This is a genomic window from Bradyrhizobium sp. LMTR 3 (genome assembly GCF_001693485.1).
In the GTDB taxonomy this organism is placed as follows: domain Bacteria; phylum Pseudomonadota; class Alphaproteobacteria; order Rhizobiales; family Xanthobacteraceae; genus Bradyrhizobium.
The window spans coordinates 919,159-937,057 of sequence record NZ_MAXC01000012.1 but is presented as its reverse complement, the minus strand read 5'-3'; the positions used below and the strand labels follow the sequence as shown (position 1 = coordinate 937,057).

Below are 17,899 nucleotides of genomic sequence, written 5' to 3'. Positions count from 1 at the left end.
AAAGCATCTGTAGCGAAACCTTGTAAATCTTCTCGTCGTAATTGTATCTTTGCAATGCGATTCTGGATTCGAGGGGCTCGTCCATGAAGATGATGCGTTTGTTGCTTTGTGGATTCTTGGCTTGTCGGCTTCCTGCCTCGCGCAAGACATCATTGCGGTGTAAAAGGGCCTGATCCGAAACCGAGTGAGATCAAGCTCATTTCGTGGAATATCGCCGAATTAGCGACTGCAGTGAGGGTCTATGATCGTCCGCTCCGCTCGGAAGATGAATTCAAGGACTTGCGGCTCTATCGTGAATGCAGCGACGGCCACGTCTAGGCCATGCAGGAGATCGCGAGCCTTCGCGCGCTCGCGCGCGTTTTCCCACCATCCCATTACATTCTCTGCATTTCTGGGCAGAACCGTTGCGGACCAGCGTGACCTGGCGCCCGATTATCCTTTCAACCAGCTTTCGGATATCAAGCCGCAGCGCGTAACCGACCCGACCTCAGCCGTGAGTACTCTGCCGGGCGAACTCACCAATTCTGCCAGGCAGTATGTTGCTTTAGCAATCAAGCGATCTTCTGGCGTTTCACTCGGAGATACGAGGGACGTCGTGGATCTTGGGCCAAAAGACCCGGCAACACTCTGGACATTCTCGATTACGCACTGATTTACTTCCGGCGATCTTTCCGGCTTTACGTAAAGCGAGCCGGAAAAATTTACATTGACGGGTAGGATTTTCGTGGGTTTTCTACGCGCGCACGCCCGAGGCGAAAGCTGTGCCTTCCGTATTCGGCGACGCTTCGTGAACCTCACTACGCGACACAACCTCCCCAACCGGTCGCGGCGGCGCGGTCGGTCTTTTTGCGCATTGCGATGATCAGTGTCGAATTCAACGTTGCCGACTTTTAGCAGCGGGCGGCGGAGCTTGGCGCGGCCGAGGATCAGCTACGGTACATTCTGGCGCGCTCGCTCAACGATGCGGCAGAAAAGACGCGCTCGTTCCTGATCGAGCGAACATGGACGACGGCAGTCGAGGTCAAGAACCGCTCGTTCATCGGCGCCGCGCTAACGACCAAGGCGGGAGGGCGACCAAGCAAAGCCTATCCGTTGAGATTTACGACAAGCTCGGCCGCGCGAACCTGATGCTGCATGCGAAAGGTGGCACGCGGCGAGCGAAGGGCGCGAACATCGCGATCCCGTCATCGGTCAACGTGCGACGCACCGCGCGCGGCGCGGTCACGCGGAGCCAAACGCCGAAAGGGCTTGCCGACAAGGGCGTGCGGCGTGGCCGCTTCATCTTCGGAAGATGATGTACACACTGGACCCGGCGGTGCCGATCAAGCGCGACGTGCCGTTCTATCGCGACTTCACCAACACTATGCGCCGGGCCGTGTTGGAGCATTGCCGCGCAATGTCGCTCTCGCGATGAAAACGCGGCGGCGGATGCCGAAATGAAATTTCATTTCCATCACCATGTGAATCTCGAGGATGCACTCGCCCGGATGATCGTGGCGCATCTGGCCGATATCAGTGACCGTCTCGCCGCGCTTACTCGAACAGTGATCAAAATCGGAGAGAATAATTATGGTTGGCATCAAGGAGCTACAGGATCAGGCGAACGACACCTTGGCATCGGTACAGGCGGAGACCGACGTTGTCCACGCGGTGAAAAAGGTGGTCGATGATCAGAACGCGACGATCGACCTGTTGAAGAAACAGGTTGACGCGCTTGTCGCGGGCGGCGGCGCTAGCCAGGCCGATTTGCAAATGCTGTCGGACACGCTGCTTACGATCAAGAACCTAACACCTGGAATGCGGAGGTGGTCGCCGATGCCGTGGTGGCGGGCACGCCCGCGCAAGCCGGTGCGGCGAGCCCGCCCCCCCAAACGTGACGTTTCCAGCAATCGCGCGGGATCGGGTCGGCAATCGGCTCGATCCTGCGTACCTCGCGCAATGGCACGCATTCTACCGCGGCCTCATCGAGCGATACGTCGCTGGCGCGATGTCATGGACCGACGCCCACAATGCGATGGTTTCCCTCGGCTACCGCGACCAAGCGCTCAAGATCGAACTGCTCGAATTGGAAAAAGCCCGCGACCGGCAAGGGCACGGCTGATGATCCTTACTCGATGCGCGCCATTTCTTAGCGTCGAAGCGGCCCGGAGCTTGGCTGGAGGTTGTGATCTTTTCAATCGAACCTATAGGACGCCTGAAAGAACGTACCCCAGCGCTCCATGCTGTACTTCGCAGACTGAGTCATAGCGCTGTTTCGCGCGCCATCACAGACTGTGCATGTCACTTCGCTGTCCTTTTTGGTCCACATGGCCCAATAGCGCCCGCCGACACCGACGCTGAAATTCTTGGTAATGAAGTAGGACAACACGCCTTCGATCTGGACGCCTCCGCCACCATCCCCGCGCTGGTCGAAGAAGGTGGTCCCGTGGCGCAAGAGATGATTGTCGCGCCCTTTGAAATCGGTCCAGGGCAGGTAGGCGACATCAGTGTTTAAGCGCCAGCGATCGGTCAACATGGTTTCGGCGCTTAGGCCGACGCGAGGTGCATTCCACTGAGTATTCTGGCTGCCAACGACAGTGCCTGGCCTCGCCGGGCATGTATAGAAGGGGTTGGCAATCTGCGTGCATCCGATCGAGTCGGAACTCTGTTCGTAGTAGGTCCAGCCGATAAATCCGCCAACCTTGTAGTTGGCGCCGCGCAGGAACTCGTAACCTACGTCCGCGGTATAATACGTAAACCTTCCGTTTCCTTGCCCTGACGCGTTGTTGATATAGGAGAGATAGCCGGGGATACCGGGGATACCCCAATCTTGATTGTTAAGGTATCCTTTGTCGAAGCGCCCAAGGCCAATGTTGGCCTTTAGGAACACTCCCCATGGGCTGTCGACACGGCCAAATAGCTCTCCGGAAAGTCCGTCGAGACCGCGATAGGTCAGCCTTGAAAAAAGAACGTCGGGGTCTTCAATGCCGAAATAGGGCGTTACGCTGTCGTCCCATTGGAAGCGTCCCCGGCTGAGCCAGAGCCGCGATCCGCCTTCGAACGACCAACCGGCCGAATAAGCAATCGGCGGCGCGCCGGCAGGTGCTTTCGCGTACAGCGGTGCATCGGACCATTTCGCCGTCCACGGCTCGGCGCCAAAATGGTAGTTCAACCCGATCTTTCCGATGTGATAATTGCTGGACAGGCTAGTTGTGTTCGCCGGAACAATTGCGAGCGGCGGATCCTGCACCGTCGGAGGCGTTGCGACACTCGGTCCGGCGAAATGCAGATAGTTATACTCAGCTTTGACCGACCATGCAGGCGTAAGCGCTTGCTCGACGCCCAGCCCGATGATGGCACCGACGCGACCATAGTCGAAATGGGTTTTCTCCTGTGGCCAGCGGCCCATAAGCTCGTTGTTATTGACGACATCGCCCTGATTGTTTTGCCAAGCCACGCCTCCTTTGAGATAGGCCAGCGTGCGGCCCAGCGCGCCAAACGCGTAGCCGATGCGACCGGTCCCGGTGGCAAAGACGTTGGGACCTGCCGTGCAGTTTGCGCTCACGACAAAGCCGGAGGCCGCGAGGCAAGTATTTGTGCCGTCGGAGACAACTCCGCTGGCATCGAGTTCGACGCCAAACACCCAGCTGCTCTTCTGCCAATTGTAGCCGAGCTGGCCACCCGCGAGGAACACAGGCGTATCGACCACGTCGCCATAGATTGACGGACCATAGGGATTGCTGAAGGACGTCCGGCCATAGCCGCCGCCGACGTGCCCGCCAATATAGCCTCCGGACCAATCCCACACCGCCGGTGGCAGTTTCACTTCTGGCTCAAGGTCTGCCGCATTGGCTGCACCGCTTGCGACGAGCGCAATTGTTGTGGCTCCCAAAAGAAGAACTCCAGATCGCATCCAACACTTCCCTGTATTTCCTCGGTCCACAACCGAGCGCCCTTGAGTTATCGCCGCAGCAAACCGTCGGGGCGACCAGACGCTAACAGCGACGCGCGCCGAGTCCGTCCCGAAGATCATCGCACTGCGATTGGTGATGATGCCGTGAACAAAGCAAACTGCGTGCCGAAGTGAATTCGCAGGCTCTGCGGGCGCTTCGTAGCGGTGTAGCGTCAAGTTGCTGACATTGGTCTCAATACCGACAGTCGGCGCAGCCTGTGCCCGACAGTGGCCCGCTCGCGCGCTGAATGTGCGGGGCAGGCCTTCAGCATTTCATTCTACCATGCGGGGCGCGCGGTGACGTGTGCAGACTCCGGCAGGTGTGATTTCACTGTGGTGCGCGTCCTCAGCGTCGTCGCGGTGTCGTCGTTGATTTGAACTTTCACCGGGTCCCACCGATGAGACGAGCTTGCGCGGGTACGCGGGACCGCGGCCTTTTCGGATTTGGCGACGGCGTTTTCGGGCTTTGGTTTTCCGAAAATCCCCGATCACCGGGCCCGTAAACGGCAATACAGGCGGCAAATCATGGATGCTTTGATCGGAAAGCCGGCGGTGGAAACATGGCCCGTGACCGTTTACGGCCCTGCGAGCGCAATTCGCGCCGGCATCGTTTTTGTCAGCCCACGGGTCAAGGGCAAGCAAGAGGGGTGGGACCTATAGGCCACGCGAGGCACGGCCCGAGGGGGCTAGGACGCACCGCGCAACCCTCTAGAGGGCCGCCCCTCAAGACTGCGGTAGGGCCCATGCTGCGCGCTCCCCTACCGAATCATGAGGTGCCACACAGACGCAGCTAGGGCAAGCCGAGCATACATCCTGCCCCGGCTGTACGAAAAGCGGCCTGGTCAGCTTCTCGAAAGCTTGGCCGAGTATGAGGCCTGCTCAGGTGATCTTGGACGTGAGGCTAAGGGATGACAATCTTCGAAAGTGGGGCGCGTTCAATGACCGGTCGGGCCGACGCTTACCCCGATCTCCACCAAGAAGTCACAATCAGCCAAGCGCGGCGCTAGCCGGCCTAGGAAGCGAAATCAATCATCTGCTCGCAAAAATCCTGCGAGTATCCATCTGCAGGATCGGAAGCAATCGCGTGTATTGCGCTACGTGGTATAATACGCGGACAAAGCGATTAGCCCAGTGATGCGAGCGGATCGCGAGTAGTCTCATGACTAGCCCTTCTGAGGAATTTTTATGCTGGACTTGATCGCTTTCTGGCGGTTGTGTGGAGAAGCCCGCACACAGGGGACGAAATTCGAGCAACGGAGTTGTTGGTAACACTCATGAAGACCCCGCCACTCGATCCTGATGGCGCGGATTCAGCTCCGGATGATCCGGTGCTCACGGGCTACGATGAACAGCATCTTGTGACGTATTGGCGGCTTCTCGATGCCGAGACAAATGGCGCCGACTGGAAAGAGGTGGCTCGGATTGTCTTGCATATCGATCCAGATCGCGCGCCGGCGCGCGCTCGCGATGCGTTTGATAGTCACTTGGCGCGAGCAAAATGGATGGCTGATCACGGTTACCGCGATCTGGTGCGCGGCGGCGCGACGAAATAGAAAGAATCTGTCGATTAGAATTCGCAATTTAGAATGGATTTCTCCCACTGACAACGTGATCGCCTGTACGCATCACGCAATGCAAGAGTGGCTGGCGACCGTCGCTGATGTTGGCAGGGCAACGACAACTCGATAAGTTGTGAAGTACCTGAACGATGGCAACAACCTACGACAGACCGAGACGCGACTCTCTCACCTCGGCCGTGGTCCGCTAAACACGCTGGGATGGTCGAAGTGCTCATTCATCGGGGACTCTACAATCCTTCGAAACGCTGGTCGATCGCAGCACGGGCGTCAGTGATGATCATCTCTTTCGCGGGTCTCAGCGGTGCTGCGTCGGTCGCCCGCCGCCTTGGTCTCGAGCAACTCGTTCAATTTGCTACAGTACGCCTCCTGCAGCTTGGCAAGCGCACTGCATTTGCGGGCATACACTGCTGCCATCTGTCGAATCTCCGCCTCGATTTGTGAAACCTTGTCCATGATTTGCCTATTATTGTCTTTAGGTTGATGCACGGCTATACCGCGCAACCGTGTTAGCGACTACCGCGCTTCTCGGCACGTAGCTTCCCGGCGAGTGCGAGAGAGCCCCCTCGGGGCTGACCTGATGGATCTACGCGAATCCTCATCGAGAGATGGCCGCGCCTTAATGCCGCTCAAGGCGAGCAGCATTTGCAGCGAAGCGAGGTCCGTCACTACGATATCAAGCTTTCGCGCCATGCCCTCGATCTTGGGCGCGTGCTGGCGCTGCGGGACCGCGTTATAACGCCCCCGCTTGCGGGGTGATCGGCATCGTGAACTACAGCGTCCGGTCGCGAATCTCGAGCAGCAAGTCGGAAATTAGCATCAACTACCGCGCGAGCGCACGCGAAGCGCTCCTCGGCGAGGGCACGGCCCCAGCACCTGAAACGGCCGGGGTACTCATCGCCGGTGCGCCTCATGCTTCGCGATATAGTCTGGAATTCTCGCCCTCGCCAAGAGAAGATCTTCATCGAGCAATGCGTGCATCGCAACTCGAACGCAAGGTGAAATCGAGTTGTTAGTATCGATCATTTGCCGAAAGTTCTGAAATACACGATCGATTCTCGCGATCGAATCGCCTGCCGTGATCATTCGCTGCTCAGACACACGTTGATCCTCCTTCTCGTCGTCAGTAGTGGTTGGGATTGGCATTACTGCGTTCTTCGGCTAGCCGACGGGATCGTGGGAACGTTTGCTCAGCGCTCGAACATGATCGCGGCGCGCTTCGACGTAACGCGAGGATCCCGTTGCAATTATCGATGGGGTCGCGAGATGTCTATTTGAGCACGCCGCAGATCTCCTTGAGGATTGCGCAGTGTTGCTTAATCTGGATAGCTTGCCGACGCCGACTTTAAGCGATCTTCGGATCGGGCGATGAGCAGATGCTGTGAGGCGGGGCTCGTCTTCGCGCTTCTGCGCCTTGACGCGGTTTAACAGGTCGGAAACAGATTCGCCGAGCAGGTAGCGTCCATTCCGCCCGCGCTTGAAGTAGCGGTCGGTGACGAGCTTGATTAAGCCCGGATTTGCTGTCTTTTGCGACGCCCGCAGAGTCTCTCGACGAAACGTCGCTTTTGTATCTACGTCCATTTAGGTTTCGAGTCCCTGTTTGAAATGCAACTGCAGCTGAAGAGTGTCGCCTCTAAACATTCAGACGATGCGGTGGCGCGAGGCTCGCGCGCGATTTGATCTTTGCCAAAACCGCTGCAATGTATGTAAGAGCTGTCGATACTGAGCGCTCTGGCAAATAAAGGCGCCACTGTCAGTGGTACAGCCGCGTCCACATGAGCTTGCAAATTTCCCGCTCTGCGCGCGCGAAGTTGCCAACGTTGAAGTGAGTGCGCCGATACGCAGCAGCGCGTTCCGCTCGCGACCCCATGCGGGGTCTCTCGCGCTTGTACATTTCGTCGCGTGCTTGGCTGAGCGCGCCGCGCACGGCATGTCGGAGTTCCCCTTTGGTTCGAGGGAATGTGGTTTCGGTGGGCCGAAAGCTAGTTAGCAGTTGCAGCGCGCGAGCCTTGATCTCCTCGAAATACGGACTAACGCGCACTTACGGTTCTCCCTTAGCGAATGATGATGCTGCATTATGTTCCTGATAGCCCGGTTAATGGCATCGATATGGCAATCAGACTTCTGTGGGTGAAAAGGGCAGCCGTGGTGGCAGCTTGCCTTGCACGCATGCTGCGCAGCGCAGCTCAGGGTTGCTCGTAGGTCACAAGCAGTTCGTTAAAGACCGATATGTCGAATTGGCAGCAAGCCCAGCGGGACAGCATTCATGGGCGTCTGGCGGGCCCGCCCCAGCAGCCGCACGCTTGCAGCTATGCCTCGGTCACCGCGTGCGCGATATATGCAATTAGGTCCGGCGGATGTTCGATGCCGATCTTATAGCCCGCGGACATATTGGTCAGTGAATACAAGAGAGCTGCAGCACGTTCGATCCGTCGCCGGAACACCGGCCCTAGCAATGTATTGTCGCACGCGACCGGCGGGTGTCCCTGGGCCCGCCGGTCATTTCTGCGACGCGGCGGACCACCGCAATATCGACCAGTCCATCGGTGGGTTTGCCAGAGTTCCGATGAAAATAATAGCAACTCGGCCTTTGCGCACCGCGTCCCCGTCGCCAGCCTGACTCCGATTGCGTCGAGGCCGAGGGCAAAGCCGACGGCGCCGATCAAAAGGTTCGCAACCGTCTTCGCATGCAACGCTTCCGGTGCACAGTAGAGGGGGTTGAGAGTGCACAATCACGTGGCCATGGCTTGCCGAACGCGAGGATCGTCATCGCTATCACTGCCAACGGATGAGAACAGTGCGCAATTCTCTATGCGCTGTCCTCGACAATTTCGCTGTTGGGGTGATTGACCCGCGAATAAACCAGGCTACGTCCATTCCCTCGGGAAGCTCGCGCCGACCCGAAACGAAATCCAAGAGGTCCATCGCGTCTTCTGGGCAGTCCGGAAGGCGAAAAGGTCGAGGTCAGCAAGACCGGTGGTCTAACCGCTCCTTGCGATAATTGCGGATCGTAGCCGTAGTTCAGCATGTGCGTTTCGGACGCAGCATGTGATTGCCTATATGGATCTTCAACGAAAAACGTTTCATGGTCGCCTAAGCTTCGTTTTATAGATTCAAATCCTTACCCTGCGGTAGCTGCCTTCCACGGTGGTGGGGAGAATTCCGCAGCTTTTTGCGCGATATGCCAGAACATCGTCAGCGGAGGCTCTAAAAAGTCAACGCTGTTTCACCAGACTCCACTTCTTGATCACCGCCTCGCTCATCTGCTCGGCGTCGGCGCAGGCGATTTCATCGACCTTCACCGAGATCCTCTTACCGACTAGTGGCTTCAGCTGATTGGCTTGCGCGTCGCCAGTTGTAAGGAGCTGAAACATTACCGGTCCGGTCTCTAGCTTGCACAGCGCGTGCGGCTCGGGCAGCCGGCGCGGCGCGGAGATGATCTGGTAGGCGACCTTTTTGCCGTGCTTGGCATCGCGTATGCGCAATGCGTAGAGCTCGCCTGACAACACGTCGCCGACGTTGATCGGCGCGCCCCCGTTCAGCCCCGCGTACGCAGGCTCCTCCGCGCCGGCAGCTGCAGGAAAGCTCGCCATCAGAATGAATGCAAGGGCAAAGCCCATGGCGAATCGGTCTTTCGTCATTAGTCAGTCCTCGTAGGTATGGTTTAGAAAAACGTGTCGTTGCTGGATCGCGGCAACAGCGCACCTCGTTGACCCATGGACGTCGTGGTGAGCAAACAGGAGCCGCTGATCGTGAGCGCATGCTGCCCGCCGACGGTGCGGGAGGGGTCGGAGCGCTGCCACAACGCTTGACCTCTAAAGCCGGACAGGCAAATCATTGTCGGCCAAGTCCAGCCATGATTTCGGATTGGATTGCGGTTGCGGTGCACAGGGAAGCATCTAATGGCAGATTGCCAAATGCGAGTTGACAAAGAAGGTAATTGGCACCTGCCTCTTCCAGCTGATTTAGGAGAATTTGTCGCACAGAAGCTGGCGTTCCGACGACGCACAATTCGCTCTCGATTGCCGCATCGAAGGTCAGCGGAAGGTGTGGTGGTGTAGGGATGGCATTGAGCTCGTAAAGGAACTTAAAGCTCTCGAGCCATTGTGTGTAAGCAGATGCCGCGAGCGAATAGGCATCTGTCTCCGAACGCGCAATCACGACCATGCGAAGCAATCCAAGAAAGGGCATTTGATCGTTAGCCTTGCCGTTGGGCTCTCGATTAGCGCGGAAGGCGTCGGTAACTTTGCGCACAGCAGAGGAGGGGCCTACGCACGCGAGATTTGCGCCATTGGCTGCGGCCCAAGCTGCGGACTCGGGTCGATTTGTGGCAATCCATGTTGGCGGTCTTGGACGCTGATAAGTTTTTACCGTCAACGGAACGCTGTTTATCTCAAAATGTTGGCCTTGATAGGATAGCGTGCCGCCTTTCATAGCGCTGATGAGGATTTCGCTTGCTTCTTCATAGCGGCCTGGCGCCGCGTCAGCGCTGACGCCGTAGTAGCCCAATTCAAGCGGAAGAGAACCGCGTCCGATACCCACCTCAAGCCGGCCACCGCTCAACTGATCGAGCATACAGATCTCTTCAAACGCACGCAGCGGATGATAGAGGTTAAGCAGCATCACCAATGGCCCGATACGAAGTTGCCGTGTGCGCTGTGCGACGCTCGACAAGAACAAATTTGGCGATGGACCTCTCCCATGCGGCGTACAGTGGTGCTCTGCCACGTGATATGCAAAGAAACCGAGTCGGTCGTACGCCTCTGCCAGGACGAGGCGATCTGCATATTGTCGGGCGATGTCCCGGCCGTCCTCGTCTAAGTGATCGAAGATGCCGAAAGTTAGTTTTGAAGAAAAGACGTCTTTCACTGGATTGTCCCCAATTGTAGGTGAAGGCAGGAAGTTCGCTTGTTTTTCGGCATCTGAGCGGGTCAAAGACGCCGACGTCTCCTATTGTGGCCGCACATTTTGTGCTCCTCTGCTTTGTACTCACCGCCGATCGCGAGGCGATTGTCCGTCTCCCTTCGAGGCCTAAGCACCCGTTGCCAAGCGGATAGATCCGTTGCTACTGTTCGCCGCTCACTCACAACAGATCTTCGCCATTGGCAGCCTCGTGGTACGTTCGCCTGGGTAACGCAAAACCAGACTTTAGCGCGGCTCAACTGGCGATCTTCCTCACTTTAAGCTGTCAGAAATGTCACTGACGGCTCCCAGAAACGCATCCATTTGCGCTTTTGTCCCGATGCTCACGCGGATGCAATTTTCGAGACCGTTATCGGGAAGGAAGGCAACAAGTACTCTTTGCCTTTCCAAAGCGGCCTGCCACCATCTTCCGTCGTGTCCCGCAGGCACACGCGCTAGCACGAAGTTTGCGTGGGAGGGCGTTAAAGAAAATCCAAGTTGCGACAGTGCGGTCGCAACCCGCTGTCTTTCATGCCTGATGTGCATATGGTTCTCTTCATAGACGGCGCGATGCGCAAGAATGCTGATGCCGACCGCGTGCCCGATTACATTCATGTTGAAGACGCTTTGGATGTTACGAAGCCTTCCAATAAGCTGCGGGTGGCCGAACCCGAAGCCGACGCGAATGCCAGCGGCAGCATAGCTTTTCGAAAGTGTTCTTAAGAGCAGAAGATTCGGATAGCGGCTGAGGAGCCGCAGGCCATTATCAGGCGCAAAATCGACATAGGCTTCGTCTAACACGACGAGGCGGTCCGATTGTGCCAGGAGGCGTTCGATATCAGCGATAGGGATGAACGTTCCGGTCGGATTGTTCGGATTAGCCAACAGAATGAACTTGGCATCTTTTGCTGGTCCAAAGAGCAATTGCCCTATCGGCAACGACTGAGGATCGTTACATCCGATCTCAAGCAGTTGAGCTCCCTGCAACATAGCAAGTTTGCGATTGAATGAAAAACCCGGCGACAGCATTGCGACGCTGTCGCCCGGGGCAAGAAATGCTCTGTAGATGAGCCCTAGGAGCTCAGATGATCCATTGCCGGCAATGACATGATCGATCGCGACGCCGTAAGTGTTAGCCGCTGCTTCTCGCAGGCTAATGTTGTCATCTTCTGGGTACAGATACTGCCGCTCAAGCGCCGCAATGGCACTTTGCCATACGATTGTTGGCAACGGAAATGGGTTCTCATTCGTGTTTAGTTTGACGTAATCAGCGGCCGGCGCAGGCCGGCCGGACGGCAGAGCATCTAACTGTCTCGCTGCCTGCGAAAGAGAAGAGAGCACATTTTGTAGTTTGGCATCGGACATAGGGTACTCCCGTTGAACGCCGAGGGCGCTGGCAGTTGTCAGCATGCCGGTCGGTCAGTCCGGTAGATGGCCGGAGACAGAGTTCGAGTGTTTGTTGGGACAGCGAGAACGGCCGCCATCCAAAAGTCGCTACGGGCAGCTCGAAATGCCCAATCGTTTGAAGCTGGGATGAACCTGTTTCTCCACGCCACCCTGAAGAAGCCGAGAGAATAATCGTCGAGCGGATCAGGTGTCGTGCAGCAATCAGGAGCCTCGATCACGGAGTGGCATTGCTGTCATTTGTGCGTTGGCCGCAATATCACTCTGCGTTGGTCCGGGTACCAAATACTAGTCCGCAACGAGTCGTCCTCAAATCGCACACTGGAAGTTCGGCAAAGAGCTAAACAGAGGTTACGCAGCGACATCGGCCGAGCTGTTCCGTTGGGCATAAACTCATCCGTTGGTGCGTCGATGTCATTGGATAGCTCGACGACCAGTACCGCGAGCGCGAGAAACGACGCGAATACCGCGAGCGCGAGAACCGATCCGAGTAGCACGTCATATCCGGAATTACGTTTCATCATTTCCATTACTTCGCTGAATATCTAGGGCTGAGTATCTAGGCTCGTGTGTGCTCGCAACGATGAGTGTTACTCGACGGCTTCGACAGAGTTGTTATGCCACCGGTAGACGACAAAGCCGGGAGCGGCATTGTCTCCTTTGCTATCGAACCGGACCGGTCCGATTACTGTTTGGATTGGCTGCGAACGAAGCGCAGCTGCTACTTGCGGGCCATCGAAGGTACCGGCCCGCTTAACCGCTTCCGCCCATGCCTGAACGGCGGCATAGGCGTAGAGCGTGTAGCCTCCCGCTGACATGTTGGAAGACTTGAGCCTAGCTACGGCGTCCGCCGCTTGAGCATTCTTGGTGGAGTCGGGCATGAAGGTGAACAGTGTGCCGTTTGCTGCGTCGCCCGCGATCGCCGAAAAGTCGCTGGTCATCAACGGATCGTTCGCCATCACAGTGAGACCTGCGCCTGCTTGTGCGGCCTGACGCACAATCAAGCCGATCTCGTTGTAATAGCCGCCGATATAGGCGATCTGGATTCCGTCTCTTTTCATTCTTGAGACCAGGGCCGTGTAGTCTTTTTCGCCGGCCACATAGCTTTGTCGAATGACCTTTTCGCCTGCTTCCTGAAGGCGCGACGCAACCACATCGGCAATGCCCTTACCGGCGGTGCTCTTGTCGTCAAGGACCGCAATCTTTTTGTGCGGATAGTGTCGCAGGATGTATTCTGCTGCCACGACACCCTGTTGATCATCGCGGCCGCAAATCCGAAACACCGTCTTGAGACCACGCTCTGTTAGCTGAGGATTCGTTGAGCCAGGCGATATCTGAATAAGCCTCGCTTCGGCGTAAACGTCGGAAGCGGGGATAGAGGAAGACGAACAAAAGTGGCCAACGACCAACTTGGGCTGATCCGTCGTCAGCCGATTGGCAACTGCGACGGCCTGCTTGGGATCGCACGCGTCATCGGCGACGCTCAATATGACCTTGGTACCGGGAAGTAGGCCGGAAGCATTTAACGCATCGACAGCCGCAGTAGCACCATCGCGCATTTGTAAGCCAAGCGCCGCAGTACTTCCGGTCATCGGGCCGACCACGGCGATATTGACGTCGGCAGCGGGCGCGGTCGAAGCCAAAGCACAAGAGAGGACTGCTGCACTTGCAGCTGAAGTGATTCGAGAAATTGACACTTAGAGCTCCGGATGTTCGCTTGAGTTTGCTATCAGCCTTGCGTTCCTGCGCATGTGAGGGCGCCGCTTGGTTATAGATAACGCCAGCTTTGGATGCCTCAAGGCAGCGCATATGCCGCGGCCGGCAGACCCCTCCGGAGCTGCCGTGGCAGAGCGAAGCAACCATTGGTTCGGCTTCGAAAGACGCGACGATAAGCGGTGAGATACACGCCGAAAGTTGGACAGTTTCGGAATTCCAGCACGTCCGACGCGCTCCTGACGCTGCAATCGATCGAACACAGCAAACGTTTCGCATGTCCATCCCCGCGGCGGCGTCGCGTATGTTGAGTCTGCGGGTTCGTCGCCTGCATTCCATACTTTGTGAGGACCGGCGCCTGAGACGTCACATGCCGAACTCGGACCGAGCTCCCGTTCCTGTCCGGCAACGGCGACGTGAATACATCCCGCCCTGATCTTTAGTTGGTCGTCCTGTTTTAGCTGCAAGTATGCCGACGGTAGCACCGCATACGGCGCATAGACCGCTTTGACAATCCGCTTCTTGCGGAAGTGCTCGAGCCTTCTGACCGTCTCGTGACGCGTGAGCCTAGCAGCTAGAGACATACGTAATCCTTAACTTAACTTTTGGAGCAGCAACCGATGAGCCAACGACATGATGTCGAGTCGAATCGGTTTGCAGCGAAGCGAGATCCACGAAGTTAGAGAGCCGTTTCCGTGAGTGAGAGATAGATAAATCCGTCTTGTTCGGTTTGTCTGATAAAGCCTCTTGCGAGAAGCCCGACTAGTCGTAACGAACGCTGCGTCAGTATCCAGTACATCCCGCGATCACCCGGACCGGCTCGCGCCGATCAAGCACTTGCAAGGCCACGATGATCATCCAGTGCTTCGAGAATGCCGGAGCTCTCGCCCGGAAACTCTGAACGTACTGCAGGTCCATGCGTCCTCCCGCCTAGGCGGAGTTGTCCCTAGGTCGTATTGAGATCCTACAATTTGACGCCACGTAAGATTCAAGCCCCTTCAGGGGCTCGTCTCGATGAATTTGTCAAAGTCACGTCTGGACAAAGGAGCGTCGCTGCAAAACTTAGAGAAGAGCGACAGGAGTCCTCAACAATCTGACGCAAACCACAACCGGCGCGTCCCTGGCGCTAAAAAAGCTCAATTCATTCTCATAGATGGAGAACACAGCAGGGGCGCACGCATTATGCGCGGCAGGTTCAGCGCAGTTCATCCGTTCAAGGCGGCAAGTGCGCGGTCGAGATATTGCATTAGGCAGGGATCCCAGCCAGCCATACTGCGTGGCGCGCTCAATCGCGCAAGAACTTTCAGTATGGTTGAAACGGTCGAATCAGCTCCTGCAATTTCTGTGATCAGCAAGCGCGCTCTAAGCGCCACAGCATTTGCTCGTTCGCTGCAGGGATGCTCGTCCCGATCCACACAATCGCGCAGCTCGTCGCGGATCTTCCGCCACCGCTCCTCTCGATCTGAGTCTATGACGCATGTGCATGGGAGCGGCTGAGGGCGTTCTTCCTCGACCCGCGACATTGCATCTAGAGTGGCAGGTAGCTCATCTACACTGACTTGTAATTCACTATCGGTCGTCATGTTGCGCAAACGATCTCGCAACAGGGTTGCACGAGCGACTTGAAGTTCAATTCTCTCCAAATGCTTACGCAATAGGTCAGTAAGCGACGTTTTGCCCTCAATCGCTCTACGGATCTCGTAAAGCGAGAAGCCAAGCTCACGTAGCGCTCGGATTTGATGTACCCGCTTGAGGCCTTCGCGGTCGTACATGCGGTGACCGCCGTCGGTGCGTTCCGACGCACTTAGTAAGCCCGTGTGCTCATAATGATGCAGCGTGCGTACCGTTACCCCGGTAGCCTCTGCAAGCTCGCCAATGCGCCATCGACGCCTTCGTGGTGTAGGTTTTGTCATGGTTCTCTAATTTCAAGCCTACAACCTGACGTCGCGTGAGATTCAAGCTATTTCAATGGTCTACCTGAAACGGCTTCGAGTCAGGCGCAAGCGAAGCGGCTCTTCTGTCGCCAGCAACGTTGCTGCGCTCAGAGAGTCGTTTGATCAAGCAGCAGGAGCAATGGCGCCCATCAAGTGCATCAGCGACGCAAAGTTGGCCTCACCGGCTGCTGCACGTTGCAGAACAAGCGTGGCGATTGCTGTTCGATTTTCAGGAGTTCGCATAGAGGCCGGTAATGCCGCGACTGCTTCATCAAAAATCCTTCCCAAGACCGAGAGGTCTTCCGGATCGTAGACACCACTGTTTTGCTGCAACATTCGGCTCCATGATTAACGCTAAGGCGGCCGCACGTGGCTAAGACGTTTGGCCAAAAGAAGACAGGCCGCCGGCGTACAGCGACGAAGGTGCGGTATACGTTGAAGTGATGCTGTTGCGCAACACAGTCGCGCTTTGCTCCGCCTCAAGGCCGCGCGGGCGACCCGACTATCTTTTCTCGGAACATTTGCGAGCACCAAGTGCCTGTGCAGCCGGATTGGCGCGGCGAAGAAGACAATTTCCACATTCGGTGGGCCGCTATTCTAAGTCATGGCTGCAAGAAAGCGCGCAGCCGATACGAGCATCGGTCGGCAGCCAATGCGGATACAACAACGATAATCCAACTATCTTGCTCAGCTTGGCTCCCGCTGTCTTAATGTATACCAAATGCTGGACACGCAGATGGGCAATGCCTCCGAATAATCGATGCCAGTGCGCTGCGCGCATGTGGGCCGATTAGCTAGTCTCACTGTTCTTCGCAACCCTGCAGGCGAATGTCGAGTTCTGCTGATATCAGCGCACTTGCGAGTTAGTTGCGCAATTCGGTTGTCAGGAGCGCGTGCTCGCCGTCGCAGATCAGTCCTGCAACCGCTTCGATTTGCAGATGATGCGCTGCTGGAGGTGGGGAGGGAGTTCGGCCCGAGGGACCAGGCGCCCCTCAAAGGCATCAGCTCCGAGGAGAACGAATATCCAGCGAATGTAGATATCGGAGCTGACTTCGTGCCAGAACTGCCGCCGACCATGCGTAGGAAATGTCGTTGATCGCCTGGGTCGTTTGCATGTCGCGCTCCGTCTCTGCTGGACTGGGGCGCTATCCTCTCGAGCGAGCCCAACCGCTGGCGTGAGAAAATTGCCGGTGTGGCAGGTTCAATAGGCATTTGCAATGGGTCACTAATCTTCAACGCCGCAAATTGTCGCCATCGATCTCGACAGAGAATGGCGTCAAGCCGAGAGGAGCCTATGTTAAGCGCACGCGAGACGGCTGAGATATCGTCTAGATATTAGAGACATAGCACGCTGTGCGAATTCGCGCTTAGGATGAATAAGGCTCGGTTGGGGTAACCCGGATTGATGGAAGAGGAGGTGAGAAGACGCTTTAAGTGAATTTAGGGGCGCCTGCATGTTTCGTAGTCTCAGATGGAGGACTCATGCGGGACGCCTCTTCCAACAATATCTGCCGCATCCAGATGCTTGCCGGATCACTATTGTGAAAAGCGGGCCATTGGACAGCCTCGATAAACGTGGGAAGTGACCACGTAAGTTCGACGATCTGCAGGGGCATCGTGTTTTCGAAATGCTTAACCAGCCTTGATGGCATCATACCTATACGGCAAGTGTCCAATAGTACAGGCGGGATCATGGTAAAGCTCTGCACGACAACCTCGATGCGTCTGTTGAGACCGTGCTTGAGTAAGAACCATTCTTCAATGGAGGGCTTTCGCGTAAGCCCGAACTTGACCGCAACGTGTCCCATGGACATGTATCTCTCGAATGTAAGCTGCGGTGGTAGCTGCTTGTTCGTGCGGCATCCGACGCACACGAGTCTCTCCTCGAACAATGTCGCTTTAGGGTGTGCACTCGACATGAACAATTCCGGCAAGATAAGAAAATCGACTTCACCGCGCCGGAGAAGCTCGTCGGTCGCATCGGCGAGTGGCAGCAATTCGAAACTGACGGCGGGAGCTTCCCGTGCGACACGGTCCACGACCTTTCGAAAGAATACGATTGTCATGAAATCGGACAGGAGGATCCGGAAGCGGCGATCTGATTTGGCAGGGTTGAACACATCCTGGGAAATAATGGAGAGCTGGATGTGCAGCAGAGCCTCGCGAATAGGGGCGGCGAGCCCTTCGGCACGCGGTGTAGGAACCAGTTCCCGGCCTCTCATCGTAAATAGGTCATCGCGGAAATAGGCGCGTAGTCGGGCGACGGCGGCGCTCATGGCCGGCTGGCTCAGCTTGATGCTGCGTGCCGCCGCGGTGAGGTTACGCTCGGTCATCAAAGCATCGAGCGCAACAAGAAGATTTAGATCAAGGCCCTTAAAACGCATATCGTCTCCCGCTGAAAGCCTTCGCGTTGTAAACATTGAGCAACAATGGTTACT

The 17,899-nt window shown here is 56.7% G+C and carries 14 protein-coding genes and 1 pseudogene; 4 read left to right on the top strand and 11 right to left on the bottom strand.

Annotated elements, in window-relative coordinates; translation table 11 throughout:
- The first annotated feature begins 1,127 nt into the window (after positions 1 to 1,127).
- The 3 genes from LMTR3_RS38525 (at position 1,128) to LMTR3_RS13745 (ending at position 2,101) form a co-directional block, all read left to right on the top strand.
- Entirely contained in the window at positions 1,128 to 1,295 is a 168-nt protein-coding gene (locus LMTR3_RS38525) for a hypothetical protein (protein WP_176721890.1), read from the top strand.
- A gap of 141 nt (positions 1,296 to 1,436) precedes the next feature.
- Positions 1,437 to 1,670 (top strand): hypothetical protein, encoded by a 234-nt coding sequence (locus LMTR3_RS37530; RefSeq protein ID WP_141686588.1) that lies wholly within the window; start codon positions 1,437 to 1,439, stop codon positions 1,668 to 1,670.
- A gap of 203 nt (positions 1,671 to 1,873) precedes the next feature.
- On the top strand, positions 1,874 to 2,101 hold the full coding sequence (locus tag LMTR3_RS13745; protein ID WP_065745500.1) for a hypothetical protein: 228 nt from the start codon (positions 1,874 to 1,876) through the stop codon (positions 2,099 to 2,101).
- Between the two features lie 72 nt (positions 2,102 to 2,173).
- Here LMTR3_RS13745 and LMTR3_RS13740 read toward each other — a convergent pair whose 3' ends face one another.
- A complete protein-coding gene (locus tag LMTR3_RS13740; RefSeq protein WP_065745499.1) occupies positions 2,174 to 3,892 on the bottom strand; it encodes an outer membrane beta-barrel protein in 1,719 nt (572 codons plus the stop codon).
- A 1,313-nt stretch (positions 3,893 to 5,205) separates the two neighbouring features.
- Between LMTR3_RS13740 and LMTR3_RS13735 the strand changes: the two genes are divergently transcribed.
- Positions 5,206 to 5,484: a DNA -binding domain-containing protein gene (locus LMTR3_RS13735; protein ID WP_065745498.1), complete on the top strand. Its 279-nt coding sequence runs from the start codon at positions 5,206 to 5,208 to the stop codon at positions 5,482 to 5,484.
- Between the two features lie 294 nt (positions 5,485 to 5,778).
- On the opposite strand, the gene LMTR3_RS13730 is transcribed toward LMTR3_RS13735, so the two are convergent.
- The 10 genes and pseudogenes from LMTR3_RS13730 to LMTR3_RS13695 form a co-directional block, all read right to left on the bottom strand.
- Positions 5,779 to 5,964 carry a hypothetical protein gene (locus LMTR3_RS13730; protein ID WP_065745497.1) on the bottom strand — a complete coding sequence of 62 codons (186 nt, stop codon included), beginning with the start codon at positions 5,962 to 5,964 and terminating at the stop codon, positions 5,779 to 5,781.
- 705 nt (positions 5,965 to 6,669) lie between these two features.
- Complete coding sequence (locus LMTR3_RS37525) at positions 6,670 to 7,089, bottom strand: hypothetical protein (protein WP_141686587.1); 420 nt, start codon at positions 7,087 to 7,089, stop codon at positions 6,670 to 6,672.
- A 794-nt stretch (positions 7,090 to 7,883) separates the two neighbouring features.
- Positions 7,884 to 8,595 (bottom strand): annotated as a pseudogene (locus LMTR3_RS39190) (PLP-dependent transferase); the annotation flags it as partial.
- Between the two features lie 128 nt (positions 8,596 to 8,723).
- A complete protein-coding gene (locus LMTR3_RS13715; protein WP_065745494.1) occupies positions 8,724 to 9,149 on the bottom strand; it encodes a hypothetical protein in 426 nt (141 codons plus the stop codon).
- 193 nt (positions 9,150 to 9,342) lie between these two features.
- Positions 9,343 to 10,377 carry an LLM class flavin-dependent oxidoreductase gene (locus LMTR3_RS13710; RefSeq protein WP_065745493.1) on the bottom strand — a complete coding sequence of 345 codons (1,035 nt, stop codon included), beginning with the start codon at positions 10,375 to 10,377 and terminating at the stop codon, positions 9,343 to 9,345.
- 306 nt (positions 10,378 to 10,683) lie between these two features.
- A complete protein-coding gene (hisC, locus tag LMTR3_RS13705; protein WP_065745679.1) occupies positions 10,684 to 11,775 on the bottom strand; it encodes a histidinol-phosphate transaminase in 1,092 nt (363 codons plus the stop codon).
- Positions 11,776 to 12,404: 629 nt separating this feature from the next.
- Positions 12,405 to 13,511: a branched-chain amino acid ABC transporter substrate-binding protein gene (locus LMTR3_RS13700; RefSeq protein ID WP_084029583.1), complete on the bottom strand. Its 1,107-nt coding sequence runs from the start codon at positions 13,509 to 13,511 to the stop codon at positions 12,405 to 12,407.
- A gap of 1,221 nt (positions 13,512 to 14,732) precedes the next feature.
- Positions 14,733 to 15,440, bottom strand: coding sequence for a MerR family transcriptional regulator (locus tag LMTR3_RS36350; protein WP_084029582.1), 708 nt, complete (start codon positions 15,438 to 15,440; stop codon positions 14,733 to 14,735).
- A gap of 144 nt (positions 15,441 to 15,584) precedes the next feature.
- Positions 15,585 to 15,797, bottom strand: a complete 213-nt coding sequence (locus LMTR3_RS36345; protein ID WP_245319854.1) for a hypothetical protein — start codon at positions 15,795 to 15,797, stop codon at positions 15,585 to 15,587.
- A gap of 1,094 nt (positions 15,798 to 16,891) precedes the next feature.
- A complete protein-coding gene (locus tag LMTR3_RS13695) occupies positions 16,892 to 17,845 on the bottom strand; it encodes a LysR family transcriptional regulator (protein ID WP_065745492.1) in 954 nt (317 codons plus the stop codon).
- Between the last annotated feature and the right edge of the window lie 54 nt (positions 17,846 to 17,899).

Bases quoted from the DNA above. Each gene is read 5' to 3' on its own strand.
- LMTR3_RS38525 (WP_176721890.1), top strand. From the start codon at position 1,128: ATGCTGCATGCGAAAGGTGGCACGCGGCGAGCGAAGGGCGCGAACATC.
- LMTR3_RS37525 (WP_141686587.1), bottom strand. From the start codon at position 7,089: ATGGACGTAGATACAAAAGCGACGTTTCGTCGAGAGACTCTGCGGGCG.
- LMTR3_RS13730 (WP_065745497.1), bottom strand. From the start codon at position 5,964: ATGGACAAGGTTTCACAAATCGAGGCGGAGATTCGACAGATGGCAGCA.
- LMTR3_RS13695 (WP_065745492.1), bottom strand. From the start codon at position 17,845: ATGCGTTTTAAGGGCCTTGATCTAAATCTTCTTGTTGCGCTCGATGCT.
- LMTR3_RS36345 (WP_245319854.1), bottom strand. From the start codon at position 15,797: ATGTTGCAGCAAAACAGTGGTGTCTACGATCCGGAAGACCTCTCGGTC.
- LMTR3_RS36350 (WP_084029582.1), bottom strand. From the start codon at position 15,440: ATGACAAAACCTACACCACGAAGGCGTCGATGGCGCATTGGCGAGCTT.
- LMTR3_RS13715 (WP_065745494.1), bottom strand. From the start codon at position 9,149: ATGACGAAAGACCGATTCGCCATGGGCTTTGCCCTTGCATTCATTCTG.
- hisC (WP_065745679.1), bottom strand. From the start codon at position 11,775: ATGTCCGATGCCAAACTACAAAATGTGCTCTCTTCTCTTTCGCAGGCA.
- LMTR3_RS37530 (WP_141686588.1), top strand. From the start codon at position 1,437: ATGAAATTTCATTTCCATCACCATGTGAATCTCGAGGATGCACTCGCC.
- LMTR3_RS13740 (WP_065745499.1), bottom strand. From the start codon at position 3,892: ATGCGATCTGGAGTTCTTCTTTTGGGAGCCACAACAATTGCGCTCGTC.
- LMTR3_RS13735 (WP_065745498.1), top strand. From the start codon at position 5,206: ATGAAGACCCCGCCACTCGATCCTGATGGCGCGGATTCAGCTCCGGAT.